This window comes from Lactobacillus sp. PV034 (assembly GCF_014522305.1).
Lineage (GTDB): Bacteria > Bacillota > Bacilli > Lactobacillales > Lactobacillaceae > Lactobacillus.
The window spans coordinates 632,600-646,485 of sequence record NZ_CP041982.1; the positions used below are offsets into that span (position 1 = coordinate 632,600).

A 13,886-nucleotide genomic window follows, 5' to 3' on the forward strand; every position below is an offset into this window, starting at 1 on the left:
TAACCGCGGTACCACCTAAGTTAGATACATTATGTATCTCTCTTGAATGCGGTAACGTTGCAAATAAACGGCATAACTTACTTATTAATTCAGCTATTCAGCTAACTAAGCTACAAACAAATTTCCAGCCTTTCAGCAACCTGGCCTTTCTCTGTTAATGAAATTCGTACCTCTTAGTTCTTGCTTTGTTAAAAATTATAGCATGTTTGCGTTAAATAAAAAAGAACTCAATTTTTATCAATCCATTTATCGTTCTCCTGGAGAAACCGGTAGTGTAAATTTAGTTGAAGAAACTTTTTCAACTTTTGTTCCATTTATATTATATAATTCTCCAACTTTTTCAAAAGTTATGGTCTCTGTACTTTCTTGATATGGTTCTCCATTTTGTAATTTAGGACTATTTTCAGGTAATGGACCTCCCGTCATTATTACATCAAATTTTAGTTTATATTTATCAGCACCTAATTTTTTATACTTTATATTACTTGCAAAATTAGTTGGCATGCCTGATGTCCAATAAGTTAAATGATCAGGCCGAAATGAGTAAACATCAGTAGGTTCTTGAGTTCGTGGAAGATCCTCATCACTATATTCCCCAACGATATCAGCAGGAATACCAGACTTCCAGTGACCAGCGTCAGAATCATTATCATCAGCATCCGTAGACTTTGAAGAAGAGATATTTTTGATTAATGACTTGATTATACTCATGTCATCACCAAATGTATTCTTTAAGCTATCCTTAGAAAAGGTAGTAGTTCCATCATTAGAAACCACAACTTCATCTTTTTTAACATCAACATCCACACTGCCATATTCATTGGATAAAGTATATGAATTAGACGAATTCTTTTGTGCAGTTAATTCGCCATCTTTAAAATAATCTTTTACTTCATCAATTGCACTAGCTGAATCTGAATCCTTGGCTTTATAGGCAATATACCCCATCATCATCCATTCATCATTACTATATTCAGAAGAAGTTTGATGAGTATTTTGGGTCTGCTTTTTAGTAGAAGGTGTCGCTTTCTTTGTAGTTGGCTTCTTACTTTGGACAGTTTTAACTTCAGCATTCTTATTATTTAAATATTGATGGCCAGCAAAGATCCCTCCACCAATAATTACGACAGCTAAAACGCCACCACAAATCCACATGATTTTTTTATTATTAGGTTTCTTTACCTTAAAATTGGCACGGGTAGGTGGCACTGTATTATTACTTGATAAATTAGAATTATCTTTAGTTTCAAACTTATTAACTGGTGAAGAATTAATTTCTTTTTTCTTTAACTGATAGCCACAGTTTCCACAAACATTATCACTGTCTTTAACTGGTTTCCCACAATTAGGACAAAATTTCTTCAATATTCTTTCTCCTCGTTAGTTGCAATTATTAATCTAGCAATCAGTTTACCTTTTAAATTTCATCTATGTCAATGAAGCTATTATCTAAAAATAATCTTCTCTAAAGATTAAAAGTCTAGGGATTACTCCCCAGACTTTTTCAATTTTTCCAATTCTGCTTCAGTCAGTTCACGGTATTGTCCCCGCTTTAATTGCGGATCTAAATGTAAACTGCCCATTTGTAAACGATCTAGTTCAAGGACCTTCATCCCTACTGCACCAAACATACGCTTAATTTGATGGTACTTACCTTCCTTGATTGTAATTCGAATCTTACTTCGATCCTGACTTTCATCAACGCTTAGAATTTCCAATTTTGCTGGTTTTAAAACTGTATCATCTTTTAACTTCATTCCAGCTGCAAAATCTTCTACTGTCTGCTGACTAACTTGTCCTGCAACTAATGCTTCATATACTTTATCAACGTGCTTAGTCGGTGCTAATAATTCATGATTCAATTGTCCATCATTTGTAATCAATAATAATCCCGTGGTATCTTTATCCAATCTACCAACTGGTGCTAAACCTTTGTACCTATCTTTGCTCTTCAATAAATCAATGACAGTCTTTTGGTGTAAATCTTCAGTAGCAGACAAGACTCCTTTTGGTTTATTAAATAAAAAATAATGATACTGCTGATAAGCTATCTCTTGACCATTTACTTCGACCAGATCATTCTCTTTTACTTTTTCCTTAGGTGTTTTGACCTTTTGCCCATTAATCGTGACGCTACCGGCTTTGATTAATTTATGAACTTCTTTTCTAGAACCAACATTCATATTGGCTAAATATTTATCAATTCGCATAATTTTACCAGATCTTTACTCTTTGATCAGGATCAAGCCACATCCCATCAGTTTCCTTTACATCAAAAGTTTCAAAGAATTCATCTTGACACTGGGCCGGAATATTAACTCTTGTTGGTTGAGGCGCATGCACATCGACCGCAATTTCTGTTTTAATTGCTTCTGGACGTTGTTTTTGAGCCCAAGAACGAGCATAATTTTCAAACAATTCCTTCATACTTCCGCCTTCTTGCTTATTCGCCTGAATTGCACAAGAAAGACCACCAAGATCAGCAATATTTTCAGCAACAACTTGCTTACCATTAAGTTTACTTGGTCCATAGCTTAACCCATCATAAATATCAATGACTGCCTGTGTCCGTTTGTTAAATTCTTTAAAGTCTTCATCGGTCCACCAGTTCTTCATGTTTCCATGTTCATCAAACTTAGCACCATTATTATCAAAAGCATGAGAAATTTCATGAGCAATAGTTGCGCCAATTCCACCATAATTAGTCCCACGAGATTGATTTAAATCATAAAATGGAGCTTGCAAAATTCCAGCTGGGAAAGTAATGTCATTTCTTTGTGGATCATAGCAGGCATTATTCATATTCCCTGGCATGAGCCATACGGAACGATCAACTGGTTTAGTTAATTGAGCTAAATTATATTTTTCAACGACTTGGGCAATATTTTTTTCATTTTCATATAGGTTCTTAGTTGGATCTACTTGAATTAAATCATATACTTCTTCTATTTTTTCAGGATAGCCAATTTTGAGTACTAAGGCACGTAACTTAACAATCGCTTTTTCTTTGGTTGCTTCAGATAACCAATTATTAGCCTGTATTCGTTCTTCATAGACCTTAATCATGCGTTGAATCATGTCGGTTACATCAGCTTTGGCTTCTTCGCCAAAATACTTCTTACCATAGTAAACCCCAAAAACTTCGCTAAAAGAACTATTTGCTAGATAGTAAGCATGACGCTTTTGTGGTGTTAATTCTGTTTGCCCACTAATAGCTTGTTGATAAGGGAACGCTGCTTCACGGAAACTTTGAGATAGGTAAGTTGCCACATTATTAATAAATTTTGTAATCATCCAGCCTTTAATTTCTTCAAAATTAGCAGGATTGATTAATTCTTCAGCATGATCCAAAAATCTAGGTTCTAGAACAATTACCTTCTCTGGCAGAACAGGTAAAATCTTACTTAAAAATTCTTTCATATCAAATGACTTAAATTTAGCCAAAAAGTCTTGTAAAGAATAAGGATTATAAGCTGCTGGATAATCTGCCCACTCTTCTGTTGACTTAACCACCTTAGCTAATTTTTGATCAAAGGCTAAAGCATCTTTGACATATTTAGCAGCTGCTGTTTCATCAACTCCAGCCATTGTTAACAAGTTAATTGACTGCTTTTCCAAAATACCGAGTAGCTTTTTAGCATCGCCTTGTTGATAACTAGTAGTGTCAGGTAAGAAAGTAGCTGGACCACCAAACTCAAAAACATGCTCCTGAGTATTCTTCATATCAGCCTCAACATCAAATGAAAACGGCAAGCTAGTTATTTCATTTAATGAACTTGCATTTTGATTAAATTGGTCAAAATTAGCCAGGTCCATTAATTTTTTTAGGTCAGCCTTAATTGGTTCTGCTCCATCTTGATTACGTCGATCAAAATCAAGAGCAAGTTTATATAGATTCAAGCCCTTTTCTAAATCTTGAATCTTTGGCAACTCTTCTTTTCCCACAGCTAAATTATCAAGATCAGCCATCATTCTTTTTTCAATTCGCATATCAATTTCAGTATTCACACCAATTTCAGTTCGGTCAGCTGGAATTACTGCATCTTTTTGCCAAGCAGAATTAACCGCCAAGTAAAGATTATCTTGAGGTCGAGTAGTAGTATTCAGTTCAGTTAAATCACCCGCACCGCCACGAATCGTAAAATTATTCTTCATTATTATCACCATTTATTATTAAATTAATTATTATCTTTCTAAGTTTATTTTAAACTATAGCACATTATTTACAAAAATTGGCACGAAGTAAATTAAACTTAAACTATTATAGGCAATCTAAAGAGTAGTAATCAGCAATTAAGATCAATTATAGACAAAAGCTCCATCATTGATGGAACCATTCTTCGATAGTTTATTCGTCTAAAAAATCCCCTGCTTTTATCTCCTTCACATATTCTTTCCAATTCTTTTCATACTCTTTGGCCGTTATATGAGGATAGGAATATTTGGCTATTGTTTCCCATTTATTTGTTTCTCTATCTATTAGTTGAACTTTTACTGGTAAACAATCATGATTGTAAAATATTTTTACTTTATATCCTTTAAATCCATCATCATGCCAGACATCAACTATCTTTTTTTGTTCAGGCCTATTTTTTACATTTTTTACTATTACATAGTTAGATTTTTTTACTTCACTAGTTGTGATTCGATCTTCCAGTATCGGATATAAAAAATATAAGTTTCTAAAATAGTTAAAACTCAACTTATTATCTCTAACTTTGCCGTCATAAGTATAAAGTAGACTATCTTTAACCACCCATTTGTACCCATACCACTGCTTTGTCGATAAATTCATATCTAGACTTATGCCGGATGATGGCAAATAAATTCGAACATAATTAGCCTTATCAATCTTTTCTTTAATTATTGCTTGGTTATTTGTACAGCCAGTAATAGTTCCTATAAAAATAAACGAAAATAATATATAAATAAACTTAATTTTTTTCATTTTAGTATTTTTCATTCTCTTTTATATATTCGTTAAATCCCGAAAATGCTCTTGCACCATGACTATCTTTCACCCATTTAACATATCCCTTATATTTCTTTGGCTTCTCTCTATCCGGTATCTTATTCCAGGCTTTCACATCTTTCTCTCCACCTGCTCCAACAATATTGACATAATTCCCACTCTTTTTCTTATCATCTACATCTCTTTCAGAAACATACTTGTGAGTTGCCACATCTCTAAGAACTGGATCCTGTGGATGATGTATATCAAGCTTATTATGCGTACTATCATATTCAGCTGAGAGTTCATATTTTCCTTTTGGTACCCCATAGTTAAATGATTCAGTATTCGCTATTTGATACAATTCTTTCTCTGTATAATCTGCTGGATTCGGATCTATTTTTCCATTATGCATGTGTTTATCATAGGCGTTCCATTCACTTACAGTTTGTCCAGTTTGAATATTGAAAATAAATTCGATCATTCGTGCATCATTATTTTTATCTTTTTTACTATCTTGTGTGAGTTGCACTTTCATATTCTCAGTATACTTATATTGCCCTTTCAAAGTTCGATTATGATAATTCACTCCAGTCTGGTAATCCGCCTTAAGGTTATTATCTTTTAAGGATTGCAAGAAGCGTTGATAATCACTCGCATTCCTCGGTAAATTGTGTTGCTTACCATCATAATTTCTAATATATTGAATATAAGTACGATCAAGATAGGATCTAAATAAGTGGAGGACTTTGCCTTCAAGCTTAATTTAAATATTTAACTGCATCTATTCATCCAAAAAGTCCCCTGCTTTTATTTTCTTCACATATTCTTTCCAATTTTTTTCATACTGCTTAGCCGTTATACGAGGATAAGAATACTTTGCAATTGTTTTCCATTTATTTGTCTCTCTATCTATTAACTGAACTTTTACTGGCAAGCAGTCATGATTATAAAATATTTTTACTCTATATCCTTTAAAGCCATAGTCATGTAGAAAATCCATTAATTTTTTTTGTTCTGAATTATTTTTTACATTTTTTACTATTACATAATCTGATCTTTTCACTTCACCTACGGTAGTTTTATCCGCAATTAATGGGTACAATAGATTTATTTTTTTCGTATAATTAAAGCCTAACAATTTATCCTGATAATTATCATCGTAATCATAGACTGTATTATTCTTCACCCCTTGACTATCTCCATATAGTTTTTTAGCAGCCAAATTAAAGTAAAGTTTTACCCCTGATTTTTGCAAATGCAATGTTACAATATTTGCCTTTTTTATATTTTCATTAATTGTTTCTTGGGTATTTACACAACCAGCAACACTCTCGATTAGAAAAAGGACAAACATGGCAAAAATAATTTTTACATTTTTCATCTTACTTTTTTTCTCCTTTCACATACTCGTAAAATCCCGCAAATTGATTATCTCTTTTATTATTCTTCACCCATTTAACATATCCCTTATATTTCTTCGGCTTCTCTCTATCCGGTATCTTATTCCAAGCTTCTACATCCTTCTCTCCGCCTGCTCCAACAATATTGACATAATTTCCACTCTTTTTCTTATCATCTACATCTCTTTCAGAAACATACTTATTAGTCGCTGCATCTCTAAGAGCTGGATCCTGCGGATGATTAATATCAAGTGCATTATGTGTACTATCATATTCAGCTGAGAGTTCATATTTTCCTTTTGGTACCCCATAGTTAAATGATTCTGTATTTGCTATTTGATACAATTCTTTATCAGTATAATCCGCTGGATTTGAATCTATTTTTCCATTATGCATGTGCTTATCATAGGCGTTCCATTCACTCACAATTTGTCCAGTTTGAATATTAAAAATGTACTCAATCATTCGCGCATCATTATTTTTTTCTTTTTTACTGTCCCTTTTGAGTTGCACTTTCATGTTGTCAGTATACTTAAATTGCCCTTTCAAAGTACGGTTATGATAATTTGCTCCTGTTTGGTAATCCGCCTCAAGATGGTTATCTTTTAGGAATTGCAAGAGTCTTTGATAATCGGTCGCATTCTTTGGTAAATTGTGCTGCTTACCATCATAATTTCTAATATATTGAATATAAGTACGATCAAGATAAGCTATTTATTCTCCAAACTTAATTTAAATATTCACCTCTACTTCAAACTATTAATAATCAACATCCAATCACATAGCTTCCTAATCAATGTATTCCCCATCTTTTATTTCTTTTACATGATTCTTCCAGTTTCTTTCATATTTTTTTTGAGTTAAATTAGGGTAAGAATACTTAACAATTGTTTTCCATTTATTAGTGTCAGCATCAAGCATTTGTACTTTTATTGGTAAGCAAGCATGATTGTAAAAAACTTTCATTTTATTACCTTTATGCCCATTATCATGCCAAATATCAATTATTTCTTTTTGGTTAGAATTATTTCTTACCTCTTTAACTATCAGATAGTTAGATTTTCTTACTTTGCTGATTGTTGTTTTATCCGCAACAATTGGATATAAAAGATTTATCTTTTTAAAATAGTTAAAACTTAACCAATCTGCTCTAAAATTTCCATTATAAGTATATGCAATATCATCTTTAACTGCCCATTTATATCCATACCATTGTTTTGTGGATAAATTCATATCTAGACTTATCCCAGATGACGGTAAATAAACTCGAACATAATTAGCTTGATCAATCCTTTGTTTAACTGTCGCGTGTTCATTCGAACAACCAATTAAAGTTCCTACAAAAACACATAAAAACAATATATGAATAACTCTTACTTTTTTCATTTATTCTTTACTAATCCAAAAAGTATCCCTCTTTTACTTCTTTCACATAATTTTTCCAATTCTTTTCATACTGCTTAGCCGTTATACGAGGATAGGAATATTTCACACTCGTTTTCCACTTATTTGTCTGTTTATCTATTAGCTGAGCTTTTATTGGTAAACAATCATGATTATAAAATATTTTCACTTTATATCCTTTAAACCCATCACCATGTGAGATATTAATTATTTTTCTTTGTTTAGAATTGTTTTTGACATCCTTCACTATCACATAATTTGATTTTTTTACTTCCCCAACCGTAGTTTTGTCTGCAATTATTGGATATAGTAAATAAATATCTTTATAATAATTAAATCCACTGGTCGTTGTTGAATACGTACCTTCGTATGTATAGTTCATATCTTCTCTTATTGCATGACCATTACCATACCAGCGTTTACTACTCAAATCCATATGTAATGTTGGGGGTAAATCTATTGTTACATAACTGGCCTTATCAATTTTCTCTTTAATTGTTGTGTGATTATCCGTACAACCAGTTAAAATTCCTACCAAAAAGCATAAAAATAATGTATAAATAATTTTTTTCATCTCATTATTCGTTCTCTTTCATATATTCATTAAATCCAATAAATTGTCTTTTATCAGTTTTTTCTTTCACCCATTTAACATATCCCTTATATTTCTTTGGCTTCTCTCTATCCGGTATCTTATTCCAGGCTTTCACATCTTTCTCTCCGCCTGCTCCAACAATATTGACATAATTCCCACTTTTTTTCTTATCTCCTATATCTCTTTCAGAAACATACTTGTGAGTTGCTGCATCTCTAAGAGCTGGATCCTTTGGATGGTCTATATCAAGCGTATTATGTGTTTCTTTATACTGTCTCGACAACTTCTTATGACTTCCTTTTGGTATCCCATAGTTAAATGATTCTGTATTTGCTATTTGATACAATTCTTTCTCAGTATAATCTGCTGGATTTGAATCTATTTTCCCATCTTTTAGCCTATGTTTGTCATAGGCATTCCATTCACTTACCAATTGTCCAGTTTTGATATTGAAAATATACTCGATCATGCGCGCATCATTATTTTTTTCTTTTTTACTGTCCCTTTTGAGTTGCACTTTCATGTTGTCAGTATACTTAAATTGCCCTTTCAAAGTACGGTTATGATAATTTGCTCCGGTTTGGTAATCTGCCTCAAGATGGTTATCTTTTAGGAATTGCAAGAGTCTTTGATAATCGGTCGCATTCTTTGGTAAATTGTGAAGCTCACCATCATATTCCCTAATGAACTGAATATAGGTACGATCAAGATAGGATCTGAACAAGTGTAGGACTTCGCCTAATGGCGTAGCTCCTACTTTTAAATCATCTTTACAATCAAGGCCATTTGTTTTTTCACCATAAGCATCAATTACGGTTTGCCGAAAAACAGGGAAGAACTTACTTAATGGATTAATCGATCCTTGCAAATGATATTTTGCGTTACCATTAGCATTTAATTGTAAGAAGTGATATTGATTGTCACCATCCTCTTCAACCTCACTTCCTAATTGATCCTGCATTAATTTTAATTTATGCATCTGATCTAACTTTGAGGCTTCAAAAACATCCGTATAAAGATCAGACCCTACTAGATGAAGTTCATTCCAGTAACCACTGATAGTCTGAGTCAATGAAAGATAAGAATTTTTGGCATCATCCACCGTATACTTGATGATATGTTTTAAATACGCATTGACTGCGGCTGGATCCCACCATTCACCTGCTCCGGCCATTTCTTTTACTTGCTGTGTCAACTGCTGCTTTAATAGGTCTATTTCCTGCTCGGATTTTCCTCTGGCAATTAAGGCTACTACAATACCCACTTCAAATTGGTATAGTTTGTCAGATTCGTCACCCTGTATTTTGTGGTCTAGAATCTGTTCAAAGTTTACTTTATCAAACAAGATGCCTGTTAATTTACCAGTAAGCATACGTAGTTCGCTGCTTACCCTGGTAAATAAATTGGCTGTATTGTGGTTAAATTCTCGCAAGTCTCTTAGCATCTTCTGATACTCATGTAATTGAACCTCAGCACTTTGAAAAAATGAATCTAAAAGTCCACTTACTCCCACCTTATCTAAAGCTGTTTGGAGTTCATGCATTCTATCTATTTTTGACCTGGTACGAGCAATTAAAGATTCAAGTCGGTCTTCATCTAAATATCCCCAATGATTAACTGAACTATCTTCCTGAATATAAATATTTAAGTTCCTTTGCATTTGTTCAGCTACATTTTCTAACTGATTAATCAGTGGTGTAACTTCATTTTCTAGGACAAACTTTCCAGCTTCATAAGCTAGTCCCTCCATCCCAGACCTACCGACCCTATTAACTAAGTTATTCTTGGCCGCTTTTAATTTACTTACTACTTCTTTTACTTCTCTAATATTGTGACGGGTAGTCTCAATTAAATTTTCAGACTCACTGCTTACATAAATTAATCCCATAGATTTATTCCAACTTTACCTTTCATCTATCCTATCTTGCAGCTGGTGCTTTTGCTTGCGATAATCCTCCTCAAGCTGGTCAAGTTCTTGCATACATCTTTGTTTTAATTTTCTTTGGTTATCTTGGACTTGCTCATAAATTAATCCCATCGTCTGGTTGCCTGCTTGAGCCATTAGCCCTACTGCTTCTAATATTTGTCGATCGTAGCTTTGAAGCTCTACAGCTGCACGATCAATCACTTCAATCGCCTTGTTCTTTTGCTGGTACAATTCACTAAGTTCTTCTTCTAATTTTCTTCGTTCTTCTGGCTTCATTACATCTCAAACTTTCCTTTATCTTGCCCATCTTCATTTTGTTTCTTGGCATCAACCTTTTTAAATTGTTCAGTAAATTCTTGCACACCTTTAACTAGCTGCTTCGCATACTTAATTACATCTTTATCAACTAACTGACATTCAATCATTCCGCGACAATTTGATCTTCCTAGTTCAACTTGCTTTCCCTTTACTTCAATATCTTGAAAATTCTTAACAACACTATTAACAATTTCTGAATCAGATGAAATTTTCATCTTACTCCTCCTTAATAATTATTATCCTAATTTTATCAAAGCCTGCTTACTCATAAAAATAAGCTCTTTATGCCCAATTCATTAGTTTTTCCTTTTAATTTTGCTCAAACAAAAAAGCTAGAAACCACTAATGTGATTTCTAGCTTTTTAAATTATAAATAGACTATCTAGATTATTTAGTTTGACTCATTACTTCTTCACCGTTAGCAGTGATGGTAAAGGTCTTGTTAGCAGCGTCTGCATCTAAAACAGCAACGTTCTTACCATCCTTATCTTTACGAGTGATCTTGATAGTAGTTTCAGTTGGAGTTTCAACATCGATTGAGCCATCAAGGTCAAAAGCGGCAAATTCGTTGCGCCATGAAAGAAGCTTCAAGAGGTTAGCAACGACTGGACGTTGAACTTCTTTAGCAACTTCTTCCTTAGTGTAGTAGTGACGGTTAATGTTTCTACCTTCTTTAGTCTTTTCAAGTAAGTCAAGGTCATTTGAACCAGCCAATAAACCAACATAGTAGATCATTGGAATACCAGGTGCAAAAATTTGAATCGCACGAGAAAGTAAGTAAGCATCATCATTATCACCCAATGCTGAGTAGTATGTGGAATTGATTTGGTAAATATCAAGGTTGTGGTATTCAGCACTTGAGTACTTACGTTTAACATTAGCCCCAACCTTGTAAAGTTCGTTAGAAGCGTAATCAATTTCATCGTCAGTTAAGATATCCTTAGCATCAACTACACCGATACCATCATGAGTATCAAGAGTAGTAAATTGTTTCATTGGAGACATCTTTAACCACTTAGCAAGACGGTTAGTTTTACCAGAGTAAAGAGTGTAAAGCGTAGTCATTGGTAAGGCAAAGTCGTAAACAAAGTAGCCATGCTTAGAGATCTTTTCTGGAATAGTGTAGTGTTCGTGGATTTCTGGCAAAATATCAGCCTTATATGGAGCAAGAATATCGCGAACTTCATTCAAAAGGTCCCAAATTTCTGGTTCAACAAAGAAATCATTAGTATCAACCTTTTTTACAGCGTAAGCAAAAGCATCCAAACGGATTAAGTCAGCACCGTGTTTAACCATGTCAATTAAGGTTTGCTTGAAGAATTCTTGAGCAACCTTACTCTTAACGTTGATATCAATTTGTTCTTCACCAAATGTGTTCCAAAGATGTTCCTTACTACCATCATCAAATTCGATTTCTTGTTCAGGAGCCTTGTCTTTGCGCTTGTAAATCATATCGATATCCTTTTGAGTAGGACGATCTTTACCAGCAGCTTCCCAGAACTTTTCCCAACGAATGAAGAAGTCCTTGTATTTAGAATCATCATGGTTCTTCTTGAAGTCTTGGTACATTTCTGACTTTTTAGAAATATGGTTGATCATGAAGTCAAACATTAAGTAGTATTCTTCTCCTAAGGCTTCAACATCATCCCAGTTACCAAATGCTGAATCAACAACATCATAACGGTATGGAGCAAAACCACGATCACCAGTTGATGGGAAAAATGGAAGTAAGTGAACACCACCAATAGCATCACCAATATAGTTTTTAAGAACTTCATGAGTTTCTTTAATGTTCTTACCCATTGAATCAGAATAAGTAATTAACATTGCTTTGTTTTGAATAGGCATAGTGAAAATCCTCCTAATTAATTTTAATTAAGCCTTTTTTGCATGACGACTTGCAAAGAAAATGATGATTCCAATTAGAATCAAGACAACACCATAAACTGGGAATGGAGCGGCAAGGCCAAGACCACTCAAAGGTTGACCAAGCAAATTGTTTGTCCATTGACCAATAGTTGGTGAGAAGAATGAACCAAAGTTAAATCCAATTAAACATAATGAGGTAACTAATGGTTGACGATTGGCAGGCGCCAAATCAGGAAGCAAGTTAAAGATTAATGGTGAAACTAATTGAAGTGGGAACCCAATTAAGAGTAATCCAATAACCATCAATACAAAGTTATGACCAGCAAAACCAAAGAAAAAGTTTGAAATAGCCATTAAACCAAGGCCAAGGTAAACAGTTCCAAAACCAAGTCGTTTATTAATTGGTCCGTAGCAAATTCCTCCAAGAGTTGCCCCAATCAGCATTAATGAAAGGAACATTGATGATCCAGTATATTGTTCACCATTAATAGCAACAGATAAACCAGGGAAACGGTTTTCCATCCCTACATAGTCAACAACCAAAAGGAAGGCAAACAAAACAAGAAGATAAACAACTGGACTAATCTTTGTGATTTCTTCTGTCTTTTCGTTGGTTAACTCTTCAGCCAAGTCATCTTCGGCAACACTATCATCTTGAGCTTTGCTATCATCAGGAACTCGCATTGCAAAGAAGAAGAGAATAACGAATGCAAAGGCATAAACAAGGAATGATGCGTGCCAGCCAGCATAGTTAAGAAGCAAGCCTGCCACAGCAAGGGTACATGCTTGACCAATTTGTTCAGCAGCTGCACGCCAACCGAGCATTTGTGCTCGGGTCTCACCTTGGTACCAAACTGAGATTAAGGAAATAGCTTGGGAATTATACAATCCATAACCGGCACCCAAAAGTAAACGAGAAATCAAGATGATGGTGTAGTTACTAATAAACATTGGCACCAACCCAGCAATCCCGACGATAGTAACACCAGTCATAATGATCTTTTTGTCAGAAATATTAAACCACTGTTGAAGTAATGGTGAAAGAATAACAAAGATCATTACCGCAAATGAAGGAGTGGTGACTAAATACTCCGATTGCGTTTGACTGATTCTTAATGCGTCCTTTAATTGAGGTAGTGAGCCTTGAATGGCATACGCACTAGTAATCATGAAGGAAACTGATAAGAAAGCTAGTTTGGTAACCAGTGAATTCCTATTGTTCATAGTTTAAATTACTCTCCATATATTAAAATTTTAATAAACTATTATTGTTTATATAGTTGAATAATACAATGGCTATTTTTTTATGTCAAACGATTATCAAAGATAAATACAATCGTTTTCATTATCTCTCAATTAGAATGAGGTGAGAAACAAAAACTTTTAATATTTAATTTCTAGTGGCGAACTTGAAGAAAA

14 protein-coding genes are annotated in these 13,886 nt (G+C 33.8%); all 14 read right to left on the reverse strand.

What is annotated here, in order from left to right:
- Positions 1-246 precede the first annotated feature (246 nt).
- Positions 247-1,365 carry a zinc ribbon domain-containing protein gene (locus FP432_RS03215; RefSeq protein WP_265489416.1) on the reverse strand — a complete coding sequence of 373 codons (1,119 nt, stop codon included), beginning with the start codon at positions 1,363-1,365 and terminating at the stop codon, positions 247-249.
- A 122-nt stretch (positions 1,366-1,487) separates the two neighbouring features.
- On the reverse strand, positions 1,488-2,210 hold the full coding sequence (locus FP432_RS03220) for a pseudouridine synthase (RefSeq protein WP_265489417.1): 723 nt from the start codon (positions 2,208-2,210) through the stop codon (positions 1,488-1,490).
- 4 nt (positions 2,211-2,214) lie between these two features.
- Positions 2,215-4,155 (reverse strand): M13 family metallopeptidase, encoded by a 1,941-nt coding sequence (locus FP432_RS03225; RefSeq protein WP_265489418.1) that lies wholly within the window; start codon positions 4,153-4,155, stop codon positions 2,215-2,217.
- A 193-nt stretch (positions 4,156-4,348) separates the two neighbouring features.
- Positions 4,349-4,963: a hypothetical protein gene (locus tag FP432_RS03230; protein WP_265489419.1), complete on the reverse strand. Its 615-nt coding sequence runs from the start codon at positions 4,961-4,963 to the stop codon at positions 4,349-4,351.
- Entirely contained in the window at positions 4,950-5,717 is a 768-nt protein-coding gene (locus FP432_RS03235) for a DUF3114 domain-containing protein (RefSeq protein WP_265489596.1), read from the reverse strand. Before FP432_RS03235 ends, FP432_RS03230 begins: the two co-directional genes overlap by 14 nt.
- Before the next feature lie 18 nt (positions 5,718-5,735).
- Complete coding sequence (locus tag FP432_RS03240) at positions 5,736-6,335, reverse strand: hypothetical protein (protein ID WP_265489420.1); 600 nt, start codon at positions 6,333-6,335, stop codon at positions 5,736-5,738.
- Position 6,336: 1 nt separating this feature from the next.
- Complete coding sequence (locus FP432_RS03245; RefSeq protein ID WP_265489421.1) at positions 6,337-6,873, reverse strand: hypothetical protein; 537 nt, start codon at positions 6,871-6,873, stop codon at positions 6,337-6,339.
- Between the two features lie 270 nt (positions 6,874-7,143).
- Entirely contained in the window at positions 7,144-7,713 is a 570-nt protein-coding gene (locus tag FP432_RS03250; RefSeq protein WP_265489422.1) for a hypothetical protein, read from the reverse strand.
- Positions 7,714-7,750: 37 nt separating this feature from the next.
- Positions 7,751-8,332: a hypothetical protein gene (locus FP432_RS03255; protein WP_265489423.1), complete on the reverse strand. Its 582-nt coding sequence runs from the start codon at positions 8,330-8,332 to the stop codon at positions 7,751-7,753.
- Positions 8,333-8,336: 4 nt separating this feature from the next.
- Entirely contained in the window at positions 8,337-10,241 is a 1,905-nt protein-coding gene (locus FP432_RS03260; RefSeq protein WP_265489424.1) for a DUF3114 domain-containing protein, read from the reverse strand.
- 15 nt (positions 10,242-10,256) lie between these two features.
- Positions 10,257-10,556, reverse strand: coding sequence for a hypothetical protein (locus FP432_RS03265; protein WP_265489425.1), 300 nt, complete (start codon positions 10,554-10,556; stop codon positions 10,257-10,259).
- Complete coding sequence (locus FP432_RS03270; protein WP_265489426.1) at positions 10,556-10,813, reverse strand: hypothetical protein; 258 nt, start codon at positions 10,811-10,813, stop codon at positions 10,556-10,558. Before FP432_RS03270 ends, FP432_RS03265 begins: the two co-directional genes overlap by 1 nt.
- A 172-nt stretch (positions 10,814-10,985) precedes the next feature.
- Positions 10,986-12,446 (reverse strand): sucrose phosphorylase, encoded by a 1,461-nt coding sequence (gtfA, locus tag FP432_RS03275; RefSeq protein ID WP_265489427.1) that lies wholly within the window; start codon positions 12,444-12,446, stop codon positions 10,986-10,988.
- 27 nt (positions 12,447-12,473) lie between these two features.
- Positions 12,474-13,691 (reverse strand): MFS transporter, encoded by a 1,218-nt coding sequence (locus FP432_RS03280; protein ID WP_265489428.1) that lies wholly within the window; start codon positions 13,689-13,691, stop codon positions 12,474-12,476.
- Positions 13,692-13,886: the final 195 nt, after the last annotated feature.